Here is a 15158-nt window from a genome sequence, read left to right as displayed (position 1 = left end):
TAATGGCTAGCCTGCGCTGAGTACACGCTGCTTATTGGCCGCAGCGGCACGGGGAATAATGTGAGTTTTAATATAGGCATTAAGCTTAAACCATGCAAAAGCGCCCGCTAAAACATTGGCGACTGTCGCAGCAATAACCGCATTGACCGTGTCTCCGGTTATCGAGCCGATCCATAAAGCGGGAATGTAGAAAACAAACAAGCGTAGGAAAGAGACATTCAAAGCTTTACGCGGCACACCCAAGGCATTAAAGACCGACGCAACCAACATGCAAAGCCCAAGCGGCCCATAGCTGAACGGTATAAATAACAAGGTCACTTCAAACCAGCTGCGTATGCTTTGTTCTTCCGAGATAACAGGAATAATCCAGCCACTAAACAGCGCCAACAATGTTGCCATCACGGTGTGGAAAACCAATAAGAACTTCGCTGTTGTATTCAATAGCTCAGGGATTTTGCATCGCTGCTGCGCCCCTAGGTAACGACCAATCATAGGCGGGATAGACATCGTCAGAGCAAGAGAAAACACCAGCATAAAACTTTCAACACGGGCGAGTAAGCTCCAAAAAGCCATCTCATCGGTTCCGATTCTCGCAATCAATAACATTGAGAAGAACGCGCTGACCGCAGGTAATATCTGATTCGCAGTGGTTGGCATTACCGTCTTGAATAACTCAAAACTGTAGCCTTTGATTTGCTTACGGCACGCGCCATTGAAGCCAAACCAACCTTTGCCACGAGACTTGATTAGCATGTAGATTGCGCCGAAAGCGTAGCCAATGCTCGATGCGATCGCCGCCCCTGCAATACCCATGTCCAATCCAAAGATCAGAATAGGGTCGAGAATCAGGTTAATCACGCTGGCAGCCAAGAACATGCTGCCGGTTGTTTTGGTATCGCCATTGGCTCGATAAACGCAGGTGGCCAGATAAAGCACCGCCACCATCAATGCACTGAATAGCCACAACGGCCAGTACACATTAAAAATCAACAGCATGGATTGGTATTGAGCGTCAGAGACATCATTCACAAACGACGCAAAAACAGCATCGCTAAAAACAATCAGGCCTATGCAGATCAAAGCAATCACCAAGACACCGAACCCGACAGATAGTGAGGCAATTGAGGTGGATTTACGTTGTTCTTTTGCCCCTACCGCTTGAGAAATAATGGACGTTGCCGCGACACCGATTCCCACTTGAACACCGGTAAACGCCGCTTGGAATGGCAAGGTGATACCGTGAACCGCCAACTCATTCATCCCTAGCTGACCAATAAAGATCGAATCGACCAATTGCACCATCATGATCGCAAACACACCCAGCGTCAGTGGCAGCGTTTTCTCAATGATGGTTTTCAAAGTCGCGGATCTCATCTGCATAAGTCGGTTCACTCTTGTCTGTACCTTGGGGCTAATTACCTAGTTGAGCAGTATACGAAGCTAAATGAAAAGGATAAGAGCGCCAAACAAGGAATGAGTTTTTAGATTTCGTTGACAATCGAATTAGCAAGATACCTTCAACGTTAAAGTATCCATCTAAGACACTGAATAAATTGAAATTATCAAACGCGCCAACACTCTTAATAATTCGTTAATAGTGTTTCGTTTAATGGTTAATTGTTGGTTCGAACATTCCTCGCTAGCCTGAATTTAGGTCGCATTCACACTGAATAGGCTGAAATGAAATCTCTCAGAAGGAATATGGAAATGGTATATCAAGGTTATACAACGTTTAAAGCTCAAGCCGAGGATGGAATTCTTACCGTCACTTTTGACTTCGGTACTGTGAATGTTCAAGGGCAAGAGACTTTGATGCTGACGAAGCCGAAGCACTCAAAGCGGAAGCTTATTGGTTGTATCAAGCTACGAGCAAAACCCCTGCGGTTAAGCGCTTCCAAATTGCCGATGAGCAAGGCCTAGAGCACGATATGGAAAACCAACGTAACTGGGAAACTCTGGTTATGAACGTTCAAGACATCAAATAACTCGGTCACTTCTCTTAATTTGGGTCAGTCACAAACTGACCCATTGTCTTACTTAATCGTTAAACGCCAACGGTTAACCACCAAGTGTTAAAATGGTCATTATTTGCCCCATAGACTCACATTTGAGTCTTCAGCTTGTGAGCCAAATGCAACTATGTGTCATTAATCTTTGTTATAACGTTGTTCAAACTATTTTTTGAAGGACGGAATATGCAAAAAATAATTCTGATCACAGGTGCCACGGATGGCATTGGTTTAGAGACCGCAAAAGCACTAACGCAGCAAGGGCACCATGTTCTAATTCATGGCCGCAACCCAGCTAAGGTCAATAAAGTCGTGACCGCTCTGTCTCGCCTGTCTAAGAATGCAATCATCGAAAGCTACATCGCAGACCTATCGACGCTCTCTGAAGTTGAGGCGCTCGCAACCCAAATCAAAAGCGATCACAAACGACTCGATATACTCATTAACAACGCAGGTGTGTATAAGGTGTCGGACATCACCACTCCAGACAATCTTGATGTGCGTTTTGTCGTAAACACCATTGCGCCGTATCTACTGACACAAAAGCTGCTTCCTCTTTTTGATGCGACAGGTCGTATCGTCAACCTATCTTCAGCAGCCCAAGCACCCGTAGATCTAGATGCATTAATCAGTCCGAATGCGGGCGAACTTGATGGTCCGGTTTACGCGCAAAGTAAGCTGGCGCTAACGATGTGGTCCATCGAATTAGCCAATACTCTTTTAGACAAAGGCACCGCAATTATCCCTGTAAACCCAGCCTCTTTCCTTGGCAGTAAACTGGTGAAAGATGCTTATGGCGTTGATGGAAACGATCTGGCGATTGGTGCCGATATTCTTTGTCGTGCTGCGCTCAGTGATGAGTTTTCCAACGCTTCTGGTCAATATTTTGATAATGATTCTGGGTTGTTCAAAGACCCGCACGCCGACGCATTAGACAACACCAAGAACCACAAGCTGGTGACAGTGCTTGATCAATTACTCGAAGAAAAGCTGTGCGTTGCGCACTGATCATTAATTAATAAAAATACCACTAACACTCCCCCCCACCACCACACACACAATCCAAGCCGCAGTTCTATCCATACAGACAAAGAACTGCGCGCTCTTTCGATTATTAAAATTTCTTTAATACTGATTCCCCGCTTTGCCCAATTATCACCCAAGATGCAGATTGCTAAACTTGCCCTCGTCGAAACAACACAGGCTACGGCCGAGGAGCATTTATGCGTTTTGAAGGTAAAGTTTATCGTCCTTGGATGGAAGCAGAGAGCGTACTCATCCAGACAACATTGGGGTGCAGTAATAACCAATGTACCTTCTGCACGATGTTTGATGATAAGCGTTTCAAATTAAGAGACATCAAAGACATCTTTGAAGATATTGATGCAGCGAGAAAGATCTACCCGCATGTAGAGTCTATCTTTTTAGTCGATGGTAACGTGATGGCGATTAGAACCGAGATGCTGATTTCGATTCTGGATTACATCAAGATCACCTTCCCTGAGATCAAGAACATTTCTCTGTATTCAGGGTTTAATGACTTCCGTCGTAAGAGCTTGTCTGAATTAAAAGAGATTAAGTCGGCAGGTTTAAGCATGGCTTATTCAGGCTTGGAGTCCGGTGACCCAATTGTGCTTGAACGCATTCAAAAGCGCATGACGCGTGAGCATGCAATTGAAGGTATGAACCTAGCCCGTGAAGCAGACATCAAGGTACTGGCTTCTTTCATCTTTGGCCTTGGCGGCAAAGAACGTTCTGTCGAGCATGCGATTAATACCACCAGCTTGCTGAACATCATGCAGCCAGATGCAATTGCACCGATGGCTTTAGCGGTTCAACCGGGGTCGGTGTTGGAAAAAGAAGTAAATCGTGGCGAGTTTGTTTTACCAACACCATCGCAGATCCTGGAAGAAGAAAAATACTTACTCGAAAACCTAGAAGATTTCGATTGCTACTACTGGGGCGACCACGGCAATAACATCTCACCAATGCGTGGCATGTTGCCTCAGGCTCGTAAGCCGTTTCTTGATAAGATCAATCAAGACATCGCTCACAACCCAATCACTAAGCAAAACGTCATTAAAACCTTTGCTTGGTAACGAGTAACCTCTACATCGTTTGAAGCAGCCACAAAAAGGGCCAGTGTCAGCTGGCCCTTTCATTTTCTAGCTATGTATCTCTCTATCGAACTATCTGGAGCCGACCGCTCGGACTAATTCTGCGATTCCATCCCAATCACCCTTGTCCATTTTGTCTGTCGGTACCATCCAAGTTCCACCGCAGGCAACGACTGATTTCAGTGCTAAGTAAGACTCAACGTTCGCTGGGCTTACACCGCCTGTAGGCATAAAGTTAACCGGGTAAACAGCCGTCAACGCTTTCAACATTGCGACACCGCCAGATGGCTCTGCTGGGAAGAACTTTAGTGTCTTAAGCCCCATTTCCATTGCTTGTTCAACCAAGCTTGGGTTACTCACTCCAGGAACAATCGTAACCCCTCTTTGCTGACAGTATTTGACTGTGGTTGGATTCAAACCTGGGCTGACAATGAAATCAACACCCGCATTAATGGCAGTATCCACCTGCTCTGTAGTCAGCACAGTACCTGCGCCAATCAGTAACTCAGGGTAGGCTTCACGCATCAAACGAATCGACTCTGCTGCCGCTTCTGTACGAAATGTCACTTCAGCACAAGGCAAACCATTCTCAACCAATACTTTCGCAAGCGGCACAGCCTGAGCAACGTCATTAATGGCGATCACCGGAACGATGCGAATATCCCTGAGTCGCTGTTCAATTGTTTTCATTGTTCATTTCTCTCATTATCAAACAGACAAATTAAGCCAAGTCGCTGCCGTTGCTTGCGATCACTTTTTTGTACCAGTGGAATGACTTTTTAGGAATACGATTTAACGTACCATTGCCTAGGTTGTCTCTGTCCACGTAGATAAACCCATAGCGCTTGCTCATCTCTCCGGTCGACGCCGCAACAAGATCGATACAACCCCAAGGTGTGTAACCCATCAATGGTACACCGTCTTCCATTGCTTCATGCATCGCAACAATGTGCTGACGAAGGTAATCAATGCGGTAATCATCGTTCACTTCTCCATTGTCATCCAAGGTATCACGAGCACCTAAGCCATTTTCTACCAAGAAAAGTGGTTTCTGGTAACGGTCATAGAGTGTGTTCATCGTAATTCGAAGACCTGTAGGGTCAATGACCCAGCCCCAATCACTTGCTGGAAGATGAGGGTTTTTGATGGACTTAACGACGTTCGCTGCACTCGTATTTCCTGCATTCATATCAGCGGAAGCACAGCGTGAAGCGTAATAACTGAAAGAAATGAAATCGACGGTATTCTTTAGAATCTCGAAATCTTCATCTTGTGTTTCAAGCACCACACCTTTGTTATCAAACACTTTTTGAGCATAAGATGGGTAGTAACCACGCGATTGAACATCGATAAAGAACAGGTTCTCGCGGTCTTTTTCCATAGCCATCAGCACATCTTCTGGCTTACATGAATATGGATAGAAGTTACCGCCCGCCAGCATACAACCCACTTGGTTTTGCTCATCAACTTCATGGGCAATCTTGGTTACCAAAGCGCTTGCTACTAGCTCATGGTGAGCTGCTTGGTACTTCACTTGATCGTGATTTTCGCCTTCCTGAAACATCAATCCAGCACCAGAAAACGGGCTCGCTAGTAAAATATTGATTTCGTTGAAAGTTAACCAGTATTTCACCAAGCCTTTGTAGTTTTCGAAACAGGTTCTCGCGTAACGGCTAAAGAACTCAATCATCTTACGATTACGCCACGAACCATACTCGTTGACCAAGTGCATAGGCACATCGAAATGGCACAAGGTAACGAGCGGCTCAATACCGTATTTCTTACACTCTTCAAAAACATCACGGTAAAAATCTAAGCCAGCTTGGTTCGGCTCTAGCTCGTCACCTTTTGGAAAGATTCGGCTCCAAGCGATGGATACGCGGAAGACTTTAAATCCCATCTCTGCCAGCAAGGCGATGTCTTCTTTGTAACGGTGATAAAAGTCTATCGCGTTATGGCTTGGGTAGAACTCGTCTTCGCTGAGCGTCACCTTATCAACCTGACCAAGCTTAATTGGCATGCGGTTCTCACCATAAGGGATCATATCTACGGTTGTTAGGCCTTTACCACCCGCTAAGTGAGCGCCTTCAGACTGGTTTGCAGCAATAGCACCGCCCCATAAGAAATCTTCGGGAAATTGAATGTTTGACATCGAATACCTCGGAAACAATAAAAGTCACCTTACGCTGAAGTAAGGTGACTGAATAAATTAATCAATTCTAATTAAGACGCGGACACTACTGTCGGCTTGTCTTCTGCCTTACCAGCTTCTTTGTTTGCTGACTCTGAAGTTGCTTTCTCATCGGCATCATCTTCTGGAACATCTTCAAAGCCTAAAACTAGGGTTAGAACAAATGACAGAACAATAGACAATGCGATCAGACCGAACACCCAAACGATACTCATTGGGTCATTCACATCGAAGAACTGAACACTCGTAAACAAGCTTGGTGCTGCCATCGAGTGACTCGCAAGGCCACCCATGCCCGCTAATGCACCTACGATAAAACCAGTAATCATTGTTGCGATAAGTGGACGTTTCAGACGAACAAGCACGCCGTACAATGCAGGCTCAGAGATACCGGCGAAGATAGCTGAAGCACCTGCGGCTAATGATGTCTGCTTTAGTGCGCTGTTTTTGGTTTTGTAAGCAACAGCCAGACACGCACCACCCATACCGAGGTTGGCACCGATTTCTGAAGGCATAACCATACCTTCACGACCCGTCTCAGCAATGGTTTGAATAATCGTTGGAGTAAATACACGGTGCATACCAGTAAGAACAAGTAGAGGCCACAGTGCGCCCATGATAGCAACCGACAACCAACCTAATGTGTCATGAATTGTGTAAACAAGCGCTGAAAGTGCAGTACCAACCCAAATACCAAATGGACCGATAAGTACGATAGCAACCGGAGCTGCAATCAATACGATAAGCATAGGTTTCAGGAAGTTTTTAGTCACAGCAGGGGTAATGCTATCTACCCAACGTTCTATGTAAGAAAGAGCCCAAGTCATCACAAGTACAGGAATAACCGTGTAGGTGTATTTCACTGACGTGATTGGGATACCGAAGAAATCAACGTGCTTGCCTTCTGCTGCTTGCGCCATCAATTCCATAAAGTTCGGGTGGATTAAGACACCGGCAATCGCAATGGAAAGAGACATATTGGTCTTGAATTTGATCGATGCGGAAGCGGCAACCATAACCGGTAGGAAGAAGAAGGCGCCATCGCCAATCGCTTTCAAAATAATCAAGGTAGGTGCATTTGGCTCAACCCAGCCCAGCATCTCAAGTACCATGGCGAGCAGTTTGACCATTGAAGCGCCAATGATTGCTGGGATAAGAGGCGACATGGTACCAACCAGTGCGTCCAACATTTTCGCACCAATTGACTTAGCCGTTAGCTTCTCTTTTTTAGCAGGAACCTCTGACTCAGATACAGTGGATAGCTCACAAAGCGCCATCACTTCTTTGTATGCATACGATACCTCGTTACCAATGATAACTTGTACTTTGTCTCCATTATCAACAACACCCATCACACCTTTCAGTGCTTTTAGCTTGTTAATATCGACGCCATCTTGGCTGTGTAAAACGAATCGTAGTCGAGTCATACAGTGTGTTAGGGCAGCCACATTTGTCTTGCCCCCAAGATGCTCAACAACAGATTTCGCAATTGCGCGGTAATCGTTGGCCATTTTATCCCCCAAAGATCTCTTTCCAGTGATTTTTAAACGCGAATATAGTGAGATGTGACTAATTTTCCGTCAGTAGGATGCAAAAACAATCACAATTGTTGTGAATTGTTGTTTTGTGTTCTTCATCACACTTCCTTAAGTTACCGGTAACATGTTACCGGTAACGCTTATAAGATAAAGCCATATTTACAAGCGATGTTCAAAATTGAGATCACGCGCAAATTTGTTAAGAGGATTGAGTTATGGCTGGTAGTAGTGTCATCGTCATGGGTGTCAGTGCTTGTGGGAAAAGCACGATAGGCGAGCAGTTGGCAAAAAAACTTGGGCGTAAGTTCATTGATGGTGACGACCTTCATCCTCGAGCAAACATTCAAAAAATGGCGTCAGGCCAACCTCTTAATGATGATGATCGCATTCCATGGCTGGAACGCGTTCGTGATGCAGCGTACAGCCTAGAAAGTAAAAATGAGCACGGCATTATTGTGTGTTCTGCGTTGAAGAAGAAGTACCGCGACCAAATTCGCGAAGGGAACAAAAACCTCACCTTTCTCTTTTTAGATGGCAACATTGACCTGATCTTGCATCGAATGCGTCAGCGCCAAGGCCACTTCATGAAAGAGAACATGATTAAAAGCCAGTTCGAAACATTAGAAAGACCCGATCACGAGCCAGATACGGTTGTCATCAGCATTGATGGCGATATTGATGACGTTGTGGACTGTGCTGCGATTGTGCTTTCAATGACTGATGAGGCAGAAACAGCATGACCCTTCCAACCATCCAAGCGGTGACTCAACGATTAATTGAACGAAGCAAAGAGACTCATGAAGCGTTTCTAAACCGAACCCAACACCAAGCCTCTGCTGGCAAAGGTGGTAAAGGGCTTTCTTGCGGCAACTTGGCTCATGCTGTCGCAGCTTCTTGCTCCGATGAGAAACGCTCGATTCTTGATCTCACTAAATCCAATGTGGCGTTAATCAGCTCTTACAACGATATGTTAAGCGCTCACCAGCCGTATCAACACTATCCAGATCAGATCAAAAAGGCGTTAGCTAAGTTCGGCCACACCTCTCAAGTAGCAGGCTGTGTTCCTGCGATGTGCGACGGGGTAACTCAAGGCCAACCAGGCATGGATATGTCTTTGTTTTCAAGGGACTTGATTGCTCAATCGACCGCTCTTTCACTGAGTCACAACGTGTTTGATTCAACCCTATTGCTTGGCATTTGCGACAAGATAGCTCCAGGACAACTGATGGGCGCGCTCTCTTTTGCGCATCTACCAACGGCCTTTGTTCCGGCAGGCTTGATGGCAACGGGCATCAGCAATGATGAGAAAGTACACATTCGCCAAGAGTACGCGGCTGGCAAGGTAGGAAAAAGTGCCTTGCTGGACATGGAGTGCAACGCTTATCACTCAGCGGGCACCTGCACTTTTTACGGCACAGCCAATACCAATCAGCTGGTATTTGAAGCGATGGGGCTGACGCTTCCGGGCTCAGCGTTTGTTCACCCTGACTCTGAATTGCGCGCATCACTCACTCAGCATGCCGCCATTGAAATTGCTTCAATGACACCACAAGCCGCAAACTTCCGCCCGCTTTCTGAAGTCTTTACCGCTAAAAGCTTAATCAATGGCATTGTTGCCCTACTCGCATCAGGTGGCAGCACTAACCACAGCATTCACATGGTCGCAGTAGCACGCGCAGCAGGATTTATTCTGACTTGGCAAGACATCAGCGATCTATCCGATGTAGTGCCTTTACTTGCTCGAGTTTATCCCAACGGTCCAGCAGATATGAATGCGTTCCAAACGGCAGGCGGAGTTCCCGCTCTGCTACGCCGTTTAGATCAAGCCAACTTACTGCACCGAGATGTCACACCTACCTTTGGCTCGTTTGAAGATCAAATGAGTATTCCAGAGCTTGAAAATGGAAAGCTAACGTGGAAAAAGTGCAAACAGTCGGCAGATGCAGAGGTAATTGCAGGCCAAGAACAGGTATTCCAAAGCACAGGCGGAACGCGAGTCCTTTCAGGGAACCTTGGCAACGCAGTGATTAAAGTGTCAGCGGTTGCAGAAGAGCAACGTGTAATAGAAGCACCTGCGGCAGTTTTTGATTGCCAACATAAGGTAGAAGCTGCGTATCAACGAGGTGAGCTCAACAAAGATTGCATTGTTGTGGTGATAAATAATGGACCAGCTGCGAACGGTATGCCTGAACTGCATAAGCTCATGCCGATTCTAGGTAATGTTCAGAAACAAGGGTTTAAAGTGGCTCTGGTTACTGATGGGCGCCTTTCTGGAGCCTCAGGAAAGATCCCATCCGCGATTCATGTCTCACCAGAGGCTATTCGAGGAGGAACTATTGGGCTTGTTCGCGAAGGCGATATCCTGCGCTTAGATTGCGCGAGTGGCGAACTCAATAACCTCAACGACATGCAATCTCGCCAAGCGAAGGTATTTGAGGCAGACGCCAACCAGCAAACCATGGGGCGCAACCTATTTAGCGTGATGCGCCAAAGCGTTTCGAGTGCAGAACAAGGGGCGAGTTTTATCGTCTAGCTGTGTCACTACTTAAATGTAAAAGCAAAAGGGGCATCATTTCGATGCCCCTTTCAGTTTCCACGATACTTGGTTAAACGCTTTCGCCATCAGTGATGCGATAGCCCATATCCACTACCGTTTCCGTAACTGGCTCACCTTTCAATCGGGCAAGCAGTAGCTCGGCACTTTTCTTACCTATTTCATAACGTGGCGTATCCACGCTAGTCAGTTTTGGGCGTATGGTTTGACCAATATCTAACGCGTTATAGCCCACCACAGATAGCTGTTGCGGCACTTGGATTCCACGTTGCTGGGCAATGAGCAAGGTACCTATCGCGATGTCATCATTGGTGCAGAACACGCCATCTAGATCTGGGTAATCCGCAAGAGCGCGATCAAGCAGATCTTCAGCCAAAGAGAAGTTAGAGTGCTGTTCAGTCAACACGTGTTTAGGCTCTAATCCAGCCTCATACATCGCTTTGTCATAGCCTTGCAAACGCAACTTGGTTCGCGCATCCAATCGAGCGCCAAAGTAAGCAATAGAGCGTTTACCAGCTTCAATCATTCGCTTCACGACATGGTAAGAAGCATCAATATGGTCCAAGCCAACAACCATATCGATCGGATTGGTTGGGAGTTCCATCGTTTCAACAACAGAAACACCTGAATTCTTGATCATCTGTAACGTACGGGGGGTGTGGTGGCTTTCCGTCAATATCAACCCATCAACTTGATACGAAAGCAGCGAAGCAATCTTTTCCTCTTCTTCCACAGCATCATAGCTAAAGTGAGCAAGCAACGTCTCGTAGCCATTCTCTTTAGTAACCGTTTCGATACCTTGAACAAACGCGGCAAAGATTTGGTTTGATAACGAAGGGAGCAAGATACCGATCGCTTTGCTCGACGATTTAGAGAGCATAGCTGGCGCTTTGTTTTCGATGTATCCCATCTCTTCAATAACCGCTGCAATTTTAACGCGAGTTTTGGCTGCGACTGAATCGGGATTGCGCATGTAACGAGAGACGGTCATCTTTGTGACCCCCACTTTGTCTGCAACATCTTGAAGTGTGGTTCGAGTTTTCTTCTGCTGTTCTGTCATAACTATTTGAACTCTTTATTATGTTACAAGTAACATTATAAAGTTCTCACCGCCTCAAGTTCAACCCATTCGTTCTCATCGACACATAGTATTGAAATCGTTCTACCATCGGCAAATTAGTTTGGCGTTAACGAAAGGTTGGTATCACGCATGCTTGATGAAAGCTTGGCTTAACTGCTGAAAGAGTGAGTCTACGTTGGGTAGAGTTGTCAGATGTGCGGACAACGGAGTATGAACTTGCGCGTCCACCACGGTTGGATTGCCACAAACTTGATTATAAAAATTTACGGGTGCAACGATGTTCTCTAAGTCGACATCCAACAAGATACAAGCTTGCGAAAGTACGATTTGGCCGCCCCCTTGTTTAAGCAAAACACGCTGCGCCGTGCCCACTATTTTTTGTTTGTTGATATTGAGATTGTAATCACCATCGCAATAAGAACCGGGAGTCGCGTGTACATCCACATCGATGCCCAGTTCTTTAAAAAACAGGGTTAAGACATTGCACAGATGTAGATACGCTTTTTGGATGTTGTAGGCTTCATCACGAGGCCAATGATAAATGTGCGATAAGTTAATGATCCCCGGCAGTTGGGGAACGGGAGCACCACCCGTTTTACGTGAGGTGAGTTGCCAGCCTTGTGCCGCGAGTTGCTTTCTAGACTCGACCGTCACTGGCCACTTCTTACCTGCGGGCAAAACGAGTGTCGGCGTTTTTGCTTGCCACAGCATTAAGGCTTGTCCAATCTCACCCGCCTGAATTTGCTGCAATAATTCAGCTTCTTTTTCAAACGCACGATCAACATCAATGTGCGGGTAACGTACGAGTTTATTGGTTAACTTCAATGCACTTTCCTCTACAGATTGTGGTGACCTATCATTTAACGTTCTGCAATGGTTGATGAGATATGGGACTATGTGCGATGAAACATAGCACCAAAAGTTAGTTATTGGCGCCATAGTAGCTTGTCAGTTGCCCATCTCAAAGGTGAGTGCTAACATTTGTACACACACCAATAAAGGAATACATCATGGACACTAGAATTCAATTTCGTGTTGATGAAGAAACAAAACGCCTAGCTCAACAGATGGCTGAGAGCCAAGGTCGCACACTGAGTGGTGCTTGCCGTGAGCTTACTGAGCAACTCGCTGAGCAACAAAGACAGACATTATCTCACGATGCATGGCTAACTGAACAAGTAAACCTAGCATTTGAGAAGTTTGACTCAGGAGAATCCGTTTTCGTTGAACACCAAACTGCTAAATCTCGAATGGAAGAACGCAAAGCCAGAATACGTAATCGAGGTAAGCAATGATTTTATGGGAAGAAGAATCACTCAATGATCGTGAAAGGATCTTTGAGTTTATCTATGACTTCAACCCTGATGCGGCAGAAAACGCTGACAACCTCATTGAAACAAAAGTAGAAAACTTGCTTGAGCAGCCTCTAATGGGTGTACAGAGAGACGGCATTCGTGGGCGATTACTTATAATTCCTGAGATTTCAATGATCGTCTCCTATTGGATCGAAGGCGACATTATCCGAATTATGCGCGTACTCCACCAGAAACAAAAGTTCCCAATGGATTGATTACTTCCTCTGGGCAACTAGCCCAATTAAGGGGTGAACAACGCCTCCACCCAACCTAAAGCATTGTGCCATAAACACTAAATTTGAAGTAGAAGAAAAATGCCAAGCGTTGTGAATCCCTCTTAAATTGCTTGTTATAACACAATTGCTACACGTCACTTTCCGTTAGTATCTGACGACAATTTCGTACTGTGAGGACGCGAATTTCATGGCTAAGGCTATATATGATGCGATAGTGACCAAACAAAATTTCACGGTAATTGGTATGAGGCAGCTCAGGAACCATTCGCCCCATGTCAGGCATACTTGAGAGTAAATCAGTTTTATCAAAAACCTCATTAACCCAGTTTTCTGCCGCCACTGGATTATCCAGTGAAATAAACTCGGCTGCATCACCTAACTTTTGTAATGCTAGTGGTGACCAGACTACTTTCATTTCTTAATGCGCCCCAATACTTGAGCACGAGCGTCTTCATTGGAAACACCTAAACCTGAAGCTAATTGTGCTTCAGCAGTACGCATTTCTTCCAGTAACTCGATCTTCTCTTGCATTGCTTCATATTCTGCAACATCAAGGACAACCGCAACACCCTTACCACGTTGTGTGATAACTAGTGGTCTGCGAGTTTCGTTAATCTGTTTAATAAATGACGTCACGCCAGCACGAAATTCAGACAAAGGCTGAATATCTTGATCAAAATGGATGCGGCTCATGTTGAACTCCCTATGGTACAATTTAATGTACAAATAATAGTTCAAATAGCAATTTTGAGCAATAGCCTGATTTTGTGTTATAGCCGCGTTAAGGGGTGAGCAACGCAATACCGAAGCCGCTGCATTCCACCTTAATCACTAAGACCAACGCATAGTAAAAATGCCACGCGTTGCGAATCACTCTTAAACAGTTTGTATGGATAATAAGCACTCCAATCGGGTAATGTGAGACCCAGGCTTTAGCTGCAACTAAAGCTTTCTATGTAGTAGTTCGTTTAAACGCTGGCTCCTCTATCGAGAGACCGATAACAAACATGAACGCTACATAGGACTTCAAGCATAAACCTCGAATAGTCGACTGGGTCTCGAACCCGCATTACGCAAGCATGAGTTAGCTTATTATGAATACCAAAATCAATCAAAGCATCAACGTTGGAGTTGATACCGGCAAAACACAATTAGACATCCACATCAGGCCACTAGACCTATTTTTCTCAGTAGAGAACAATGATAAAGGCATCAAAAAAGCACTCAAAACGATTAAGAGTCACAGTCCTGAACGAATCGTTATTGAAGCAACAGGCCGATTAGAAATGCCTTTTGTTCTTGCATGTGCAGAGGCTCAATTACCTATTGTCAGAGCAAACCCTGTCCACATAAAACGGTTCGCTGGTGCTATTGGCCGCAGAGCCAAAAATGATCGTTTAGATGCAGAATTGATTGCTCACTATGGAGAAGCAATCAAACCAGCTCTTACTGTCATAAAGCCAAAAAACATACGCCTAATGAGTGACTTAGTCATTCGCCGAAACCAGTTGTTATCCATGCAAACCATGGAAAAGAACCGAATCCAGATACTTCCCGCTTCTCTCCATCCGACTATTAAACCGATGCTAACCACGATAAAAAATCAAATCACCAAGTTAGAAGAAAAGCTCGTTAAACTCATTGAAGATAGCCCTGAATATCAGGCTAAAAACACAATATTGCAGAGCGTCCCTGGAATAGGAAACATTGCCGCTGCATCAATAATTAGCAACGTACCAGAACTTGGCTACATCACAAATAAACAAGCGGCATCACTAATTGGTGTCGCTCCAATAACACGCGAAAGTGGGCGCTACAAAGGTAAGCGCGTGATCCAAGGCGGTCGAGCGCAAGTACGCACAGTGTTATATATGGCAATGATGTCAGCCATGCAATGTAACCCCGTATTCAAAGCAACTTATGCTCGACTTGTAGCTGCCGGAAAGCCTAAGAAAGTCGCAATAATCGCGTGTGTTCGAAAGATGGTTGTGACTCTTAACTCTATGCTGAGAGATGGCGCCATGTGGGATGAAAACACTGCCAAAAATTAATCATTGACGCCATAGTCGTTTGTTAG

The 15158-nt window shown here is 45.4% G+C and carries 15 protein-coding genes and 1 pseudogene; 8 read left to right on the top strand and 8 right to left on the bottom strand.

The genetic code is table 11. The features are described from left to right. Positions 1–6 precede the first annotated feature (6 nt). Positions 7–1380 carry an MATE family efflux transporter gene (locus AB4263_RS17465; protein WP_065583749.1) on the bottom strand — a complete coding sequence of 458 codons (1374 nt, stop codon included), beginning with the start codon at positions 1378–1380 and terminating at the stop codon, positions 7–9. 446 nt (positions 1381–1826) lie between these two features. On the opposite strand from AB4263_RS17465, the pseudogene AB4263_RS17460 reads away from it, so the two are divergent. The 3 genes and pseudogenes from AB4263_RS17460 to AB4263_RS17450 all read left to right on the top strand — a co-directional run. After that, a pseudogene (locus AB4263_RS17460) lies at positions 1827–1985 on the top strand (enoyl-CoA hydratase/isomerase family protein); the annotation flags it as partial. A 210-nt stretch (positions 1986–2195) separates the two neighbouring features. Then, the gene (locus AB4263_RS17455; RefSeq protein ID WP_372098603.1) at positions 2196–3017 is read left to right on the top strand and encodes an SDR family NAD(P)-dependent oxidoreductase; all 822 of its coding nucleotides are present in this window, start codon (positions 2196–2198) and stop codon (positions 3015–3017) included. Positions 3018–3232: 215 nt separating this feature from the next. Beyond that, a complete protein-coding gene (locus AB4263_RS17450; RefSeq protein WP_280534648.1) occupies positions 3233–4108 on the top strand; it encodes a radical SAM protein in 876 nt (291 codons plus the stop codon). A 90-nt stretch (positions 4109–4198) separates the two neighbouring features. Here the strand turns inward: AB4263_RS17450 and AB4263_RS17445 are convergent, their stop codons facing one another. The 3 genes from AB4263_RS17445 to ascF all read right to left on the bottom strand — a co-directional run bounded on the left by AB4263_RS17445 (position 4199) and on the right by ascF (position 7828). Then, a complete protein-coding gene (locus tag AB4263_RS17445) occupies positions 4199–4816 on the bottom strand; it encodes a bifunctional 4-hydroxy-2-oxoglutarate aldolase/2-dehydro-3-deoxy-phosphogluconate aldolase (RefSeq protein ID WP_065583747.1) in 618 nt (205 codons plus the stop codon). Between the two features lie 31 nt (positions 4817–4847). Further along, complete coding sequence (gene ascB, locus AB4263_RS17440) at positions 4848–6278, bottom strand: 6-phospho-beta-glucosidase (protein WP_372098602.1); 1431 nt, start codon at positions 6276–6278, stop codon at positions 4848–4850. A gap of 71 nt (positions 6279–6349) precedes the next feature. Further along, positions 6350–7828: a PTS cellobiose/arbutin/salicin transporter subunit IIBC gene (ascF, locus tag AB4263_RS17435; RefSeq protein ID WP_017064040.1), complete on the bottom strand. Its 1479-nt coding sequence runs from the start codon at positions 7826–7828 to the stop codon at positions 6350–6352. A gap of 242 nt (positions 7829–8070) precedes the next feature. Between ascF and AB4263_RS17430 the strand changes: the two genes are divergently transcribed. Continuing rightward, entirely contained in the window at positions 8071–8595 is a 525-nt protein-coding gene (locus tag AB4263_RS17430) for a gluconokinase (RefSeq protein WP_017059452.1), read from the top strand. Continuing rightward, complete coding sequence (gene edd / locus AB4263_RS17425; RefSeq protein WP_372098601.1) at positions 8592–10388, top strand: phosphogluconate dehydratase; 1797 nt, start codon at positions 8592–8594, stop codon at positions 10386–10388. The genes AB4263_RS17430 and edd overlap by 4 nt, the downstream gene beginning before the upstream one ends. Positions 10389–10461: 73 nt before the next feature. On the opposite strand, the gene AB4263_RS17420 is transcribed toward edd, so the two are convergent. Both AB4263_RS17420 and AB4263_RS17415 read right to left on the bottom strand, forming a co-directional pair. Beyond that, a complete protein-coding gene (locus AB4263_RS17420; protein WP_017059450.1) occupies positions 10462–11469 on the bottom strand; it encodes a LacI family DNA-binding transcriptional regulator in 1008 nt (335 codons plus the stop codon). 144 nt (positions 11470–11613) lie between these two features. Continuing rightward, positions 11614–12315, bottom strand: coding sequence for a lipoyl protein ligase domain-containing protein (locus AB4263_RS17415; RefSeq protein WP_017067567.1), 702 nt, complete (start codon positions 12313–12315; stop codon positions 11614–11616). Between the two features lie 185 nt (positions 12316–12500). Here AB4263_RS17415 and AB4263_RS17410 point away from each other — a divergent pair, with 185 nt between their 5' ends. Together AB4263_RS17410 and AB4263_RS17405 are read left to right on the top strand one after the other, a co-directional pair. Continuing rightward, complete coding sequence (locus AB4263_RS17410; RefSeq protein ID WP_017059448.1) at positions 12501–12785, top strand: hypothetical protein; 285 nt, start codon at positions 12501–12503, stop codon at positions 12783–12785. Further along, a complete protein-coding gene (locus tag AB4263_RS17405; RefSeq protein ID WP_017059447.1) occupies positions 12782–13060 on the top strand; it encodes a type II toxin-antitoxin system mRNA interferase toxin, RelE/StbE family in 279 nt (92 codons plus the stop codon). Before AB4263_RS17410 ends, AB4263_RS17405 begins: the two co-directional genes overlap by 4 nt. 148 nt (positions 13061–13208) lie before the next feature. On the opposite strand, the gene AB4263_RS17400 is transcribed toward AB4263_RS17405, so the two are convergent. Continuing rightward, a complete protein-coding gene (locus AB4263_RS17400; RefSeq protein ID WP_017064044.1) occupies positions 13209–13496 on the bottom strand; it encodes a type II toxin-antitoxin system RelE/ParE family toxin in 288 nt (95 codons plus the stop codon). Further along, positions 13493–13774 carry a type II toxin-antitoxin system Phd/YefM family antitoxin gene (locus tag AB4263_RS17395; RefSeq protein ID WP_011080399.1) on the bottom strand — a complete coding sequence of 94 codons (282 nt, stop codon included), beginning with the start codon at positions 13772–13774 and terminating at the stop codon, positions 13493–13495. The genes AB4263_RS17400 and AB4263_RS17395 overlap by 4 nt, the downstream gene beginning before the upstream one ends. Before the next feature lie 401 nt (positions 13775–14175). Between AB4263_RS17395 and AB4263_RS17390 the strand changes: the two genes are divergently transcribed. Continuing rightward, the gene (locus AB4263_RS17390) at positions 14176–15132 is read left to right on the top strand and encodes an IS110 family transposase (RefSeq protein WP_017064050.1); all 957 of its coding nucleotides are present in this window, start codon (positions 14176–14178) and stop codon (positions 15130–15132) included. The last annotated feature ends 26 nt before the right edge of the window (positions 15133–15158 follow it).

It is taken from the genome of Vibrio sp. 10N.261.55.C5 (genome assembly GCF_041470505.1).
Lineage (GTDB): Bacteria > Pseudomonadota > Gammaproteobacteria > Enterobacterales > Vibrionaceae > Vibrio > Vibrio crassostreae_C.
This window is presented reverse-complemented; position numbering and strand designations above follow the sequence as displayed.